Source organism: Streptomyces sp. NPDC111520 (genome assembly GCF_055635295.1).
This window is the reverse complement of the sequence record NZ_JBVKBW010000002.1, coordinates 181,316-194,524: the sequence shown is the minus strand read 5'-3', so window position 1 is coordinate 194,524 and position 13,209 is coordinate 181,316. Positions and strand designations below refer to the sequence as shown.

Below are 13,209 nucleotides of genomic sequence, written 5' to 3'. Positions count from 1 at the left end.
CATTCGGGAGTCACCACAGTGACCGACGTACGTCAGACACCCGGCATCGTCTCCACGCTGTTCCGATCGGAGCAGGGCGGTCACGAGCAGGTCGTCTTGTGCCAGGACCGCGCCAGTGGCCTCAAGGCCGTCATCGCGATCCACTCCACCGCCCTGGGCCCGGCCCTCGGCGGCACCCGCTTCCACGCGTACCCCTCGGACGAGGCGGCCGTCGAGGACGCGCTCAACCTCGCCCGCGGCATGTCGTACAAGAACGCGCTCGCCGGCCTCGACCTCGGCGGCGGCAAGGCCGTCATCATCGGCGACCCGGACATGGACAAGTCCGAGGAGCTGCTGCTGGCCTACGGCCGCTTCGTCGCCTCGCTCGGCGGCCGCTACGTCACGGCCTGCGACGTCGGCACCTACGTGGCCGACATGGACGTGGTCTCCCGCACCGCGCCGCAGTGGACCACCGGCCGCTCGCCCGAGAACGGCGGCGCCGGCGACTCCTCCGTGCTGACCGCCTGGGGCGTCTTCCAGGGCATGCGCGCCTCCGCCCAGGCCCAGTGGGGCGACCCCACGCTGCGCGGCCGCAGGGTCGGCGTGGCCGGTGTCGGCAAGGTCGGCCACCACCTGGTGGAGCACCTGCTCAAGGACGGCGCCGAGGTCGTGGTCACCGATGTTCGCGGCGAGGCCGTCGACCGGATCACCTCCCGTCACCCTCAGGTCACCGCCGTCTCCGACGCTGACGTCCTGGTGCGGACGCCGCTGGACGTGTACGCGCCCTGCGCGCTCGGCGGTGCCCTGAACGACGACTCGGTGCCGGCCCTCACCGCCTCGATCGTCTGTGGCGCGGCCAACAACCAGCTGGCCCACCCCGGCGTCGAGAAGGACCTGGCCGACCGCGGCATCCTGTACGCGCCCGACTACGTCGTGAACGCGGGCGGCGTCATCCAGGTCGCGGACGAGCTGCACGGTTTTGACTTCGACCGGGCCCGCGCCAAGGCGACGAAGATCTTCGACACCACGCTCGCCATCTTCGAGCGCGCCGCGGCCGACGGCATCCCGCCGGCCGCCGCCGCCGACCGCCTGGCCGAGCAGCGCATGGCCGAGCGCACCCCGGCGGAGAGCTGGCTGCGTCCGTGACCCACGGGGCCGCGGCAGGACCGCGGCCCCTCCGGCACGCCCGGCGTCCGGGTCCGGACGGCGGGCGTGTCCTCCATCACAAAGCGGACACCCGCGGGGTGCCCCCGACGTACGGTGTGCGCGCGTCCTCGCGTGTCGGGGCGGCTCCCGGCGGGCCTCCGCGACGAGGACGGCGGGCCGGACATCCGACCGTTACCACGCCCCGGCAGCCAGACCGTGGCGGAAGAAGGTAAAATCGCGACTGACCAGCCAGGACGGGGCCATCGCGGGCCCCTGCTCCGACGCGCGTCGTGCGGGCGACGTACCGTGCGGCCTCGGAAGCAGGTACCGTTGAAGTCCTACGGACCGGGTCTCTCATCCGAGGGCCCGTTCCACATCGTGAACGCGTGTCAAGACTCGGGGCCGTCGAGCCCCACCGTTGAGGGGGTCGAGCCAATGGGGCGCGGCCGGGCCAAGGCCAAGCAGACGAAGGTCGCCCGCCAGCTGAAGTACAACAGCGGCGGTACGGACCTGTCACGTCTGGCCGAAGAGCTGGGCGCATCGTCGACACTGCCGGTCAATCCGGAGGTACAGGAAGACGACGATGACGACGAGCTGGAAGACGACCCGTACGCACGGTACGTGGATCTCTACGGCGACGACGAGGACGACGACGAGGACGACGAGTCCCAGTCCTCATCACAACGTCGTCGTGCTTGACGCAACACATTCCGTTGCAGCTTGACCACTGACCCGGTCCGGGCATCGTCCGGACCGGGCTTTGTGCTGTCCCGCACGGGTCAGCCCGCGTAGTCCCCGGTCAGCGCGACGGCCTCGGTGTGCTCGCCGCGCTCCACGACCTCGCCGGCCACCCAGGCGTCCAGGCCCCGGTCGGCCAGCGTCGTCAGCGCCACGTCCACGGAGTCCGCGGGCACCACGGCGACCATGCCGACGCCCATGTTCAGCGTCTTCTCCAGCTCCAGCCGCTCCACCCCGCCGAGCCTGCCGACCGTGTCGAACACCGCGGCCGGCGTCCACGTCGAGCGGTCCACCGTGGCGTGCAGGTGGTCCGGGACGACCCGCGCCAGGTTGTTGGCGAGGCCGCCGCCGGTGACGTGCGAGAAGCCGTGCACCTCGGTCGTACGGGTCAGCGCCAGGCAGTCCAGGGAGTAGATCCGGGTCGGCTCCAGCAGCTCCTCGCCGAGGGTGCGGCCGAACTCCGGCACCTCCCGGTCCAGCGCCCAGCCGGCCCGGTCGAACAGCACGTGCCGGACGAGCGAGTACCCGTTGGAGTGAAGACCGGAGGACGCCATGGCGATCACCACGTCACCCTTACGGATGCGATCCGCGCCCAGCAGCCGGTCGGCCTCGACCACGCCCGTCCCGGCGCCGGCGACGTCGAACTCGTCCTCGCCGAGCAGTCCCGGGTGCTCCGCCGTCTCGCCGCCGACCAGGGCGCAGCCGGCGAGCACGCAGCCCTCGGCGATGCCCTTGACGATGGCCGCGACCCGGTCGGGGAAGACCTTGCCGACGCAGATGTAGTCGGTCATGAACAGCGGCTCGGCGCCGCACACGACCAGGTCGTCGACGACCATGCCGACGAGGTCGTGGCCGATCGTGTCGTAGACGCCCATACGGCGGGCGACGTCGACCTTGGTGCCCACGCCGTCGGTGGCGGAGGCCAGCAGCGGCCGCTCGTAGCGCTTGAGGGCGGAGGCGTCGAAGAGCCCGGCGAAGCCGCCGAGACCGCCCACGACCTCCGGGCGGGTGGCCTTCCCCACCCATTCCTTCATCAGCTCGACCGCGCGGTCGCCCGCCTCGATGTCGACTCCCGCCGCGGCGTAGCTGGCACCGGTGTTCTCGGACATGGCTGTGTTGTGTCCTTGCGTCGAATGCTTACGGGCGACGGAGCGCGTCGGCCGCGTCGGGGCCGCCGGCCAGCTCGGTCTCCAGAAGGTGCTTGCCGAGCAGCTCGGGGTCCGGCAGCTCCATCGGGTACTCGCCGTCGAAGCAGGCCCGGCAGAGGTTGGGCTTGGCGATCGTGGTCGCCTCGACCATCGCGTCGATCGAGATGAACGACAGCGAGTCCGCGTCCAGGGACTTGCAGATCTCGTCGACCGTCAGGCCTTTGGCGATCAGCTCGGCGCGGGTGGCGAAGTCGATGCCGAAGAAGCACGGCCACTTGATCGGCGGCGAGGAGATCCGGATGTGGACCTCGGCGGCGCCGGCCTCACGGAGCATCCGGACCAGCGCGCGCTGCGTGTTGCCGCGGACGATCGAGTCGTCCACGACCACCAGGCGCTTGCCCCGGATGACTTCCTTGAGCGGGTTGAGCTTCAGGCGGATGCCCAGCTGCCGGATGGTCTGCGAGGGCTGGATGAAGGTCCGTCCCACGTACGAGTTCTTCACCAGGCCCGAGCCGTACGGGATGCCGCTCTCCTCGGCGTAGCCGACCGCGGCCGGCGTGCCGGACTCCGGGGTCGGTATCACCAGGTCGGCGTCGACCGGGGCCTCCTTGGCCAGCCGGCGGCCCATCTCGACCCGGGAGAGGTAGACGTTGCGGCCCGCGATGTCGGTGTCGGGGCGCGCCAGGTACACGTACTCGAAGACGCAGCCCTTGGGGCGGGCGTCGGCGAAGCGCGAGGCGCGCAGCCCGTTCTCGTCGATGGCGATCAGCTCGCCGGGCTCGATCTCGCGGATGAAGCTCGCGCCCACGATGTCCAGGGCGGCGGTCTCCGACGCGACGACCCAGCCGCGCTCCAGGCGGCCCAGCACCAGCGGGCGGATGCCCTGCGGGTCGCGGGCGGCGTAGAGCGTGTGCTCGTCCATGAAGACCAGGCTGAAGGCGCCCTTGACCTCGGGCAGCACCTTGCGGGCGGCGTCCTCGACGGAGAGCGGCTTGCCGTCCTCGTCCACCTGGCCGGCGAGCAGCGCCGTCACCAGGTCGGTGTCGTTGGTCGCCGCGACCCTGGTCGCCCGGCCGTTGCCCTGGGGCAGCGCGGCGACCATCTCGGCCAGCTCGACGGTGTTGACCAGGTTCCCGTTGTGGCCGAGGGCGATGGAGCCGCCGGCCGTGGCGCGGAAGGTGGGCTGGGCGTTCTCCCAGACCGAGGCGCCGGTGGTCGAGTAACGGGCATGCCCGACCGCGATGTGGCCCTGCAGGGAGCCGAGGGAGGTCTCGTCGAAGACCTGGGACACGAGGCCCATGTCCTTGAAGACCAGGATCTGGGAGCCGTTGCTCACTGCGATGCCCGCGGACTCCTGTCCGCGGTGTTGCAGGGCGTACAGCCCGAAGTAGGTGAGTTTGGCGACCTCTTCGCCGGGGGCCCAGACACCGAAGACGCCGCAAGCGTCCTGGGGGCCCTTCTCGCCGGGGAGCAGGTCGTGGTTGAGTCGTCCGTCACCACGTGGCACGGGATCGAGTCTAGGGCAGGTTCCGGCGTCGTCCGAACGAGGGAACCCGACAAAAGCGCGTTCTATGCGCGTAAACCCATGGGGCGCTTGGCCATGTGACCTTGGTCGTGGTCCCGGTCGGGGCCCGCTCAGGGGCGCAGCCCGGGGTCGCGGACCATGGCGGTTAGCTCGGCGGCGGCGCGCGTCGCGGCGGACGGGCGGCGCCGCGTCCGCTCCCAGCCGGGGAACGCGACCGCGCCGACCCGGAGGTCCTCCACACCGGCGACGCGGCGGACGATCAGCTCCCCGTCCGCGGTGCGGACGACCCGGGTGACCTCCGCCCAGGGCACGTGCCGGGTACGCAGGTGGCGGCGGACCCGCAGACCGGTGGCGTCGGCGGTGATCCGCCACATGGTCATGGACAGCGCCTTCTCCGTCAGCCACAGGCTGCCCAGGACCGACATCACCGCGCGCCACCAGGGGCCGCCGACGCATGCGGAGCCCAGGACGGCCACCGTGCCCACCAGCAGCAGCGCGCCCGCCGTGCGGCCGCCCGCACCACCGTCCCAACGGACGGGGCCCGTGCCGGGCTTCAGGGCCGCGGCCGCCTCGGCGACCCTCGCCTCCGCCTCAAGGCGGTGCCGGGAGGCGGAGGGCGACCCGCTCCCGGGCGACGGCGGCGCCCACGGCCGCACCGGCGACTCCGAGGCACCGACCAGGAGGCCGCCGGAGTCCGTGAGGGCCGCCAGCACCAGTTCGGCGCCTTCCGCCGGGACACCGAACAGCACGCCCTCGCCGCGTGCCCACGCACCGGGTCCGGCCGCGCCGTAGGTGAGCACCGGTGCGCCGGCGGCGTCGTCCACCGGCCGGATGACGGTCCTGAAGTCCTCGCGCCCCGCCAGCACCCGGAGCACGGGAACGGGTCCCCGGCGCACCGAGGCGGCCCGGAACGCCGGCACCGCCCCCGACAGCAGCAGGGACAGCCCGAGGCCGCCCGCCGTGAGCGTCAGGAGCTGCAGGCCCGTGCGGTCCTCGTACGGCTCCGCGGCCGGCCGCCGCCAGTCCCCGTCGACGAGGACCGGGATCACGGCACCGCGCTCGTAGTCCTCCGGGAACACCGCCGGCAGGCGGTGGCGCGTCCCGTCCGCGAACCGGACGCCGAGACGGTCGTACTCCCCGTTGGCCACCACGACCGCCTCGACACGGTCCGCGGCGGCAGCGCGCCGTTCGTCGGCCCGGTCCCCGGACACCGCGACGACCGCGGCCACCGCGGCGGCCACCAGGGCCGCCAGGCCGACGACGATCCGGAACAGGCCGCGCCGCACCGGCGCACCCCGCTCCGGCACCGGGAGCGAGACTCCTCCCGCCGCCTCCAGGACGAGCGCCCGCTGGCGGCGGCGCATCCGCAGCCGCGCGAGGACCGCGGCCCAGCTCCAGCCCAGCGCGGCCACGACCACGACGTCCACGCCGCGCTCGGCGGCGCCGCCGGTCCACAGGTCCGGCCGGGTCATCCACAGCAGCAACAGCGGCGCCGACAGCGCCGCCGCCTCGGGCAGCAGGAACATCCACAGCGTGTGGACGAGGAGGCCGACGGTGCCGATGGCCTCCAGCCACATCGGTCCGCAGGGCGCGGCAGTCGTGCACCGGTCGTCCGCCGCGAGGACGACCGCGGCGATCACCGCCGCCGCCAGCACGGGGGCGCACCACAGCGGGCGCGCCCAGCCGGGGAGCCGCAGCGCGGCCCAGCGGTGGGCGTCGGCGGAGAGCCAGGGGCGGGCCGGTGTGCCGGCCGGGGCGGTCGTCGGGGTCACCGGCGCATTATGCGGACGCCGGGACCGGCTCATCCCAGCAGGGGCAGGTACGGGGCCAGGTCGGCGCGCTCGCCGCTCGCGGAGACCGCGGCGGAGTCGAGGGCGTCGGCCCAGGACGTACGGCCGGTGGCGAGGCGGATCCAGGTCAGCGGGTCCGTCTCGACGACGTTGGTGGGGGTGCCCCGGGTGTGGCGGGGCCCGGGCACGCACTGCACGGCGGCGTACGGCGGGACGCGGACCTCGACGGAGTTGCCGGGCACGGAGACGGCGAGGGTGTCCGCGAGGAGCCGTACGACGGCGGCGACGGCCTGCCGTTCCAGCGGGACGGGCACACCCGTCGCCCGGGCGAGGTCGTCGCTGTGGACGACCAGCTCGACGAGCCGGGTCACCAGGAAGTCCGTGGACCGCATCGCGCCGAGCGTGATCGCCACCAGGCGCCCGGGCGCCACCGCCTCGTCCAGCACCCCGGCGAGCCCGCGGGCGGCCTCCGCGAGGCGGGCGGCGGCGTCGGCGCTCTCCGCGGCGGCCTCGCGGGTGTCGGCGTCCAGCGGGCCGGCGATGCCCGCCGTGGAGCGCGCCCACGTGGTGAGGTCGAGGTCCGCCCGGGCCGGGGCGGGCGCGGTCACGACCCGTGCGACGGCCTCCACCTGCCGGGCGATGTGCACCACCAATGCGTGCACGTCCCACCCCGGCAGCCCGGAGGGCGCCGCCAGCTGATCACCCGTCAGGCCGCGGGCGGCCTCCAGCACGTGGCCGACCTGCGCGGTGAGCGCGGCCCGGGTCCTGGCGGGGTCGTAGGTGCGGGCCTTGCGGGCGGTGGGCGGCATGCCCGCAGCCTACGCGCCGGGCCCGGCCCGCACCCCGACCCCGGCGGTCAGGCCTGGCGCGGGCGCTCGAAGGTGAGCAGCAGCCCCTGCACGGCGCCCGGGCCGATGCGGCCCTTGACGTCGGCCGAGGTGATGGCCTTGAGCTGCCAGCCGTCCTCGGCATGCTTGTTGAGCGTCTTCTCCAGCTTGTCGTCGTCGATGGCGTCGCCTATCAGCGACTCGCGGAAGCTGACGACCTTGTACTCGTGCATCGTTGACACCCCTTGTCGTACCGGTGGTTGCGGAACGCACAGTAGTACCGCCGGACTACGCGGGCCGGACCGGTCCCGCCGCCCGGTCGACGAGGGTGCCGCCCACGGAGTCGGCGGACAGCAGCACCAGTTCGGCGCCCTCGTACGGTGCCCCGAACAGCAGCGAGGGCCGCAGCGCGTCGCCGCGGGAGCCGGACGCCGGCTCGGGCTCCGGTTCCACCGGGCAGGAGAACAGCGGCGCCCGGCCCGCGTGGTCGTCGGCCGCGAACACCCAGGTCCGGCCGTCCTCGTCCTCCCGGGTCAGCACGCGCAGCACCGGCTGCCCGCCGCGCCGCAGGGCACCCGCCCGCACCCGCGCCACCGCACCCACCGCGAGCAACGCGGCGCCGGCCAGGGCGAGCAGGCGGGTCTGCGGCGGGACGGCGGCCGCGCACAGCAGCACGCCGGCCGCGGCGGTGCCCAGGCCGCGGCGCAGCGGCGGGAGGGGCTCGGGGAGCGGAAGCCGTACGCCCAGGGCGGCGTTGGCGGCGAGCAGCCGCTGCCGGCGGTGGACCCCCGTACGGTGCCGGGCTCCGGCCCAGCACAGCAGCAGCGCGGCGACGGCGGGGACCGCGGCCTGCGGTTCCACCCGCCAGACCAGGAGCCCGGCGAGCACCGGCGCGGTCAGCAGGGTGAGCCCGGGCAGTCTGGCCAGCCAGTACAACTGGACGACGGCCAGCCCGTAGTGCGCCGCCCCGAGGGCCTCCGGGGCCGCTGCGGCCGCCACGGCCGCGGCCGCCGCGAGTGCCAGGGCGCCCCAGCGCGGACGGGCCCACGCCGCGGGGCGGCACGCCGCCCAGCGCACGGCGTCACGGCCGCGCCACCGGGGAAGTTCGCCGGGGGTATCGCGCTCGCTCACGCCTGGAGTATGGGGCCAACCGCCGCGGCACGGTCACGCCCCCCGGCAAAGCGCCCCCGCGCCTGGCGGCACGGGGGCGTATGCGGAGGGCGGACCGACCGGGCCGGACCGACCGGGCCGGACCGACCGGGCCGGACCGGGCCCGGATCAGGCCAGCAGGGCCGGGATCGTGCCCTCGTGAGCCGTGCGGAGCTCGTCCAGCGCGATGCTGAACTCGCCCTGGAGCTCGACCGCGTCGCCGTCGACGACACCGATCCGCGTCGCGGGCAGACCGCGCGCACCGCACATGTCGGTGAAGCGGAGCTCCTCGCTGCGCGGCACCGAGACGACCGCCCGGCCCGCCGACTCCGAGAACAGGAACACGAACGGGTCGAGGCCGTCCGGCACGACCAGCCGCGCGCCGTTGCCGCCGCGCAGGCACGACTCGACGACCGCCTGCACGAGCCCGCCGTCCGACAGGTCGTGGGCCGCGTCGACCATGCCGTCCCGGGAGGCCGAGATGAGGATCTCGCCGAGCAGCTTCTCGCGCTCCAGGTCCACCGCCGGCGGCAGCCCGCCGAGGTGGTCGTGGACCGCCTGGGACCAGGCGGAGCCGCCCAGCTCCTCCTTGGTCTCACCCAGCAGGTAGAGCAGCTGGCCCTGGTCCTTGAACGCGACCGGGGTGCGGCGCGTGACGTCGTCGATCACACCGAGCACGGCCACGACGGGCGTCGGGTGGATGGCGACGTCACCGGTCTGGTTGTAGAGCGAGACGTTGCCGCCGGTGACCGGGGTGCCCAGCTCCAGGCAGCCGTCGGCGAGGCCGCGGCAGGCCTCGGCGAACTGCCACATCGCGGCCGGGTCCTCGGGCGAGCCGAAGTTCAGGCAGTCCGAGACCGCCAGCGGCTTGGCACCCGACGTGGCGACGTTGCGGTACGCCTCGGCGAGCGCCAGCTGCGCGCCCGTGTACGGGTCGAGCTTGGCGTAGCGGCCGTTGCCGTCCGTGGCGACCGCGACGCCGAGGTTGGTGTCCTCGTCGATGCGGATCATGCCGGAGTCCTCCGGCTGCGCCAGCACGGTGTTGCCCTGCACGAAGCGGTCGTACTGGTCGGTGATCCACGCCTTGGAGGCCTGGTTCGGGTGCGCGACCATCGTCAGGACCTGGGCGCGCAGCTCCTCGCCGGAGCCCGGGCGCGGCAGCTTGTTGGCGTCGTCGGCCTGGAGCGCGTCCTGCCACGCGGGGCGGGCGTAGGGGCGCTCGTACACCGGGCCCTCGTGGGCGACGGTGCGCGGCGGGACGTCGACGATCTGCTCGCCGTGCCAGAAGATCTCCAGCCGGTCGCCGTCGGTGACCTCACCGATGACGGTGGCGATCACGTCCCACTTCTCGCAGATCTCCAGGAAGCGGTCGACGTACCGCGGCTCGACGATCGCGCACATGCGCTCCTGCGACTCGCTCATGAGGATCTCCTCCGGCGAGAGCGTCGCGTCGCGCAGCGGCACGGTGTCCAGCTCGACCCGCATGCCGCCGGAGCCGGCCGAGGCCAGCTCGGAGGTGGCGCAGGACAGGCCGGCGCCGCCGAGGTCCTGGATGCCGGCGACCAGCTTCTCCTTGAAGATCTCAAGGGTGCACTCGATGAGCAGCTTCTCCTGGAAGGGGTCGCCGACCTGGACGGCGGGGCGCTTGGCCGGGCCGGTGTCGGAGAAGGTCTCCGAGGCGAGCACGGAGACGCCGCCGATGCCGTCGCCGCCGGTGCGGGCGCCGTAGAGGATGACCTTGTTGCCGGCGCCGGAGGCCTTGGCGAGGTGGATGTCCTCGTGCTTCATCACGCCCACGCACAGGGCGTTGACCAGCGGGTTGCCCTGGTAGCAGGAGTCGAAGACGACCTCGCCGCCGATGTTGGGCAGGCCCAGGCAGTTGCCGTAGCCGCCGACGCCCGCGACGACGCCGGGCAGGACGCGCTTGGTGTCGGGGTGGTCCGGCGCGCCGAAGCGCAGCGGGTCCATGACGGCGACCGGGCGGGCGCCCATGGCGAGGATGTCGCGGACGATGCCGCCGACGCCGGTGGCCGCGCCCTGGTAGGGCTCGATGTACGAGGGGTGGTTGTGCGACTCGACCTTGAAGGTGACCGCGTAGCCCTGCCCGACGTCCACGACACCGGCGTTCTCGCCGATGCCGACCAGCAGGGCGTCGTTGGCGGGGGCCTTCTCGCCGAACTGGCGCAGGTGGATCTTGCTGCTCTTGTACGAGCAGTGCTCGGACCACATGACGGAGTACATGGCGAGCTCGGCACCGGTGGGACGGCGGCCGAGGATCTCCCGGATGCGGTCGTACTCGTCCTGCTTGAGGCCGAGTTCGGCCCACGGCTGCTCGGTGTCCGGAGTCTCGGTGGCGTGCTTCACGGAATCGAGTGTCATGACGCGTGAACCAGCTTCTTGAGGATCGAGGTGAAGAATCCGAGGCCGTCGGTGCGGCCGGTCCCGATCAGCGACTCGACGGCGTGCTCGGGGTGCGGCATGAGGCCGACGACATTGCCCGCGGCGTTGGTGATGCCGGCGATGTCCCGGAGCGAGCCATTGGGGTTCCAGTCCGCGTAGCGGAACACCACGCGGCCCTCCGCCTCCAGCTCGTCCAGGACGTGCTCGTCGGCGACGTAGCGGCCGTCGATGTTCTTCAGCGGGATGCTGATCTCCTGGTCCCGCTCGTAATCGGCGGTCCAGGACGTCGAGTTGTTCTCGACGCGCAGCTTCTGGTCCCTGCAGATGAAGTGCAGGTGATTGTTGCGCAGCATCGCACCCGGCAGCAGATGCGTCTCGGTGAGCACCTGGAAGCCGTTGCAGATACCGAGGACCGGAAGACCGTCCTTGGCGCCGGCGATGATCGACTCCATCACGGGCGAGAAGCGGGAAATCGCCCCGGCCCGGAGATAGTCGCCGTAACTGAATCCGCCGGGCAGGACGACCGCGTCCACCTGGTGGAGATCCTTGTCACGGTGCCACAGCGGCACCGGCTCGGCGCCGGCGACGCGGACCGCGCGCTGGGTGTCCCGGTCGTCGAGCGTCCCGGGGAAGGTGACCACGCCGATACGTGCGGTCACGACTCCACCTTCACGGTGAAGTCCTCGATCACGGTGTTGGCGAGGAAGGTCTCGGCCATCTCGCGGATACGGGTGAGGGCGGCGTCGTCGACCGGACCCTCCAGTTCGAGCTCAAAACGCTTGCCCTGGCGGACGTCGGCGATTCCCTCGAACCCGAGCCGCGGCAGCGCGCGCTGCACCGCCTGGCCCTGCGGGTCGAGGATCTCCGGCTTGAGCATGACGTCGACTACGACGCGTGCCACGGTCACTCCCGGTGGTGTGCTGCGGTGAGATGTCCCCACCGTACCCCGCCGAAAAATCTACGCGGGTAGATATTCCAGAATGGTCACGGAATATCCCTCGGCCGGATTGCCGCCGGGAGACCCGCAGGAATTGGCCGGTCGGTCCCGGCGAAAAACATCCGGCCGGTAATTGGGAAAGCATTGACCCCGGCCCCGCGGCTTCGGTACAACAACGGGGCCAACGCAGGCCCCAGGCCTTCTCCATTGAAAGGACCGGCATCCATGGCGCAGCGCGTAGTGGTCACGCTCTCCGACGACCTCGACGGCGGTGAAGCGGCGGAAACGGTCTCTTTCGGCCTCGACGGGAAGTCGTACGAGATCGACCTGTCCGCCGGGAACGCCGAGCAGCTCCGCGAGGCCCTCGCGCCGTACGTCGAGGCGGGCCGCCGCCGCAGCAGGCTCGGCAAGGCCTTCAAGCACACCTCGCTCGCCCCCGACCCGGCCGCCGTGCGCGCCTGGGCGCTCTCCCGGGGCTTCGACGTGCCGCCGCGCGGCCGCATCCCCAAGAAGCTCTACGAGGCGTACGCCGAGGCCGGCTGATCCGGCCACCGGTGCCCCGGCCCGAGCGGCCGGGGCGGCCGGGGGCGGCCTGGGCGCCACCCGGGAATCACCCGGAAGAAGCGATTGGACAGCCACCCCCGTTGATCCGCTAGAGTCTGGAGCACGCCGAGGGCAGGGCCGAAAGGCCGGGCTCCCGGGCCACGCGGGTGTAGTTCAGTAGCAGAACATCCTCCTTCCAGGAGGAAGGCGCAGTGTGCGATCCCTGTCACCCGCTCTGATTGCTCGACCGGTCCTAAGGATCGGGTAGAGTAGTCGCCGTGCGGACGTGGCTCAGTTGGTAGAGCATCACCTTGCCAAGGTGAGGGTCGCGAGTTCGAATCTCGTCGTCCGCTCTTGAGAGAAGGCCCCGGTCGGATTGCCGACCGGGGCCTTCTTCGTGTTCCCGGCCGGCACCGGCGGTGTGACCGTGCCCACAGGACGGGCACCCGAACTCCCGTGACGGCAGGCCGTGATCGCCGCCGGCCCGCATCCCTCCCGCGCTCCGGAACCGGGCCGGCGACGGAACGCCGGTGCGGGCTCGAGGGGCTCTACGCCGCGTCGCCTGACCGGAGTTGACGCCTCGCCCGGGAACCCCCGGGCACCCTCCGGGAGGCGCGCGGGCCGGTCCCCGCCCGTCCCGCACCCCCACCGCGGGCCCTCCGGGACGCGACGCGGGGAACCCGCCGTGCCGGGGTGTGTGCCCAAGGCCCCGAGGGTTGGCTATAGTGGAGGACGCACCGCACGGGAACGCGCGGAGCAGGCGGACGTAGCTCAGTTGGTAGAGCGCAACCTTGCCAAGGTTGAGGTCGCGAGTTCGAGCCTCGTCGTCCGCTCAGAGGAAGGCCCCGGTCGTGACGACCGGGGCCTTCGGTGTTCCTGGGGCGGCTGGGCCGTCGCCCGTACGCACCGGGGCCGTACGCATCGGGGCCGTACACACCGCGGCCGCACGCACCACCGCCGCCTCGCCCGCCGATCGGAAGGACCGGCGGGCGGGCGGCGGGTGTGCGGGTGTACCGGCCGTGGCGGG

At 72.9% G+C, this 13,209-nt stretch carries 12 protein-coding genes and 3 tRNA genes; 6 read left to right on the top strand and 9 right to left on the bottom strand.

Features of this window, described 5'->3' with window-relative positions; genetic code table 11:
- Positions 1-18: 18 nt before the first annotated feature.
- The gene (locus ACZ7MY_RS04915; RefSeq protein ID WP_499599639.1) at positions 19-1,125 is read left to right on the top strand and encodes a Leu/Phe/Val dehydrogenase; all 1,107 of its coding nucleotides are present in this window, start codon (positions 19-21) and stop codon (positions 1,123-1,125) included.
- A 330-nt stretch (positions 1,126-1,455) separates the two neighbouring features.
- Positions 1,456-1,824, top strand: coding sequence for a DUF3073 domain-containing protein (locus tag ACZ7MY_RS04910; protein WP_499599638.1), 369 nt, complete (start codon positions 1,456-1,458; stop codon positions 1,822-1,824).
- An 80-nt stretch (positions 1,825-1,904) separates the two neighbouring features.
- On the opposite strand, the gene purM is transcribed toward ACZ7MY_RS04910, so the two are convergent.
- The 9 genes from purM to purS all read right to left on the bottom strand — a co-directional run bounded on the left by purM (position 1,905) and on the right by purS (position 11,603).
- The gene (gene purM / locus ACZ7MY_RS04905; RefSeq protein ID WP_499599637.1) at positions 1,905-2,972 is read right to left on the bottom strand and encodes a phosphoribosylformylglycinamidine cyclo-ligase; all 1,068 of its coding nucleotides are present in this window, start codon (positions 2,970-2,972) and stop codon (positions 1,905-1,907) included.
- Positions 2,973-3,000: 28 nt separating this feature from the next.
- Positions 3,001-4,518, bottom strand: a complete 1,518-nt coding sequence (gene purF / locus ACZ7MY_RS04900; RefSeq protein ID WP_499599636.1) for an amidophosphoribosyltransferase — start codon at positions 4,516-4,518, stop codon at positions 3,001-3,003.
- 128 nt (positions 4,519-4,646) lie between these two features.
- Positions 4,647-6,308 (bottom strand): hypothetical protein, encoded by a 1,662-nt coding sequence (locus ACZ7MY_RS04895; RefSeq protein ID WP_499599635.1) that lies wholly within the window; start codon positions 6,306-6,308, stop codon positions 4,647-4,649.
- Between the two features lie 29 nt (positions 6,309-6,337).
- The gene (locus ACZ7MY_RS04890; protein ID WP_499599634.1) at positions 6,338-7,135 is read right to left on the bottom strand and encodes a maleylpyruvate isomerase family mycothiol-dependent enzyme; all 798 of its coding nucleotides are present in this window, start codon (positions 7,133-7,135) and stop codon (positions 6,338-6,340) included.
- A gap of 47 nt (positions 7,136-7,182) precedes the next feature.
- On the bottom strand, positions 7,183-7,386 hold the full coding sequence (locus ACZ7MY_RS04885; protein WP_018558397.1) for a DUF4177 domain-containing protein: 204 nt from the start codon (positions 7,384-7,386) through the stop codon (positions 7,183-7,185).
- Between the two features lie 55 nt (positions 7,387-7,441).
- Positions 7,442-8,284, bottom strand: a complete 843-nt coding sequence (locus ACZ7MY_RS04880; protein ID WP_499599632.1) for a hypothetical protein — start codon at positions 8,282-8,284, stop codon at positions 7,442-7,444.
- A 147-nt stretch (positions 8,285-8,431) separates the two neighbouring features.
- Positions 8,432-10,681, bottom strand: coding sequence for a phosphoribosylformylglycinamidine synthase subunit PurL (gene purL, locus ACZ7MY_RS04875; protein ID WP_499599631.1), 2,250 nt, complete (start codon positions 10,679-10,681; stop codon positions 8,432-8,434).
- Positions 10,678-11,361, bottom strand: coding sequence for a phosphoribosylformylglycinamidine synthase subunit PurQ (gene purQ, locus ACZ7MY_RS04870; RefSeq protein WP_499599630.1), 684 nt, complete (start codon positions 11,359-11,361; stop codon positions 10,678-10,680). Before purQ ends, purL begins: the two co-directional genes overlap by 4 nt.
- Complete coding sequence (purS, locus tag ACZ7MY_RS04865; protein WP_499599628.1) at positions 11,358-11,603, bottom strand: phosphoribosylformylglycinamidine synthase subunit PurS; 246 nt, start codon at positions 11,601-11,603, stop codon at positions 11,358-11,360. The genes purQ and purS overlap by 4 nt, the downstream gene beginning before the upstream one ends.
- 261 nt (positions 11,604-11,864) lie before the next feature.
- Here purS and ACZ7MY_RS04860 point away from each other — a divergent pair, with 261 nt between their 5' ends.
- The 4 genes from ACZ7MY_RS04860 to ACZ7MY_RS04845 all read left to right on the top strand — a co-directional run bounded on the left by ACZ7MY_RS04860 (position 11,865) and on the right by ACZ7MY_RS04845 (position 13,015).
- Positions 11,865-12,182: an Lsr2 dimerization domain-containing protein gene (locus ACZ7MY_RS04860; RefSeq protein WP_319138710.1), complete on the top strand. Its 318-nt coding sequence runs from the start codon at positions 11,865-11,867 to the stop codon at positions 12,180-12,182.
- A 163-nt stretch (positions 12,183-12,345) separates the two neighbouring features.
- Positions 12,346-12,417: transfer RNA gene (locus tag ACZ7MY_RS04855), tRNA-Gly, on the top strand.
- Between the two features lie 45 nt (positions 12,418-12,462).
- Positions 12,463-12,535, top strand: a tRNA-Gly gene (locus tag ACZ7MY_RS04850).
- 407 nt (positions 12,536-12,942) lie between these two features.
- A tRNA-Gly gene (locus tag ACZ7MY_RS04845) sits at positions 12,943-13,015 on the top strand.
- Positions 13,016-13,209: the final 194 nt, after the last annotated feature.

What these genes read in the sequence shown, in the direction of transcription:
- purM (WP_499599637.1), bottom strand. Translation starts at nt 2,972, where the DNA reads ATGTCCGAGAACACCGGTGCCAGCTACGCCGCGGCGGGAGTCGACATC.
- ACZ7MY_RS04890 (WP_499599634.1), bottom strand. Translation starts at nt 7,135, where the DNA reads ATGCCGCCCACCGCCCGCAAGGCCCGCACCTACGACCCCGCCAGGACC.
- ACZ7MY_RS04885 (WP_018558397.1), bottom strand. Translation starts at nt 7,386, where the DNA reads ATGCACGAGTACAAGGTCGTCAGCTTCCGCGAGTCGCTGATAGGCGAC.
- purL (WP_499599631.1), bottom strand. Translation starts at nt 10,681, where the DNA reads ATGACACTCGATTCCGTGAAGCACGCCACCGAGACTCCGGACACCGAG.
- ACZ7MY_RS04860 (WP_319138710.1), top strand. Translation starts at nt 11,865, where the DNA reads ATGGCGCAGCGCGTAGTGGTCACGCTCTCCGACGACCTCGACGGCGGT.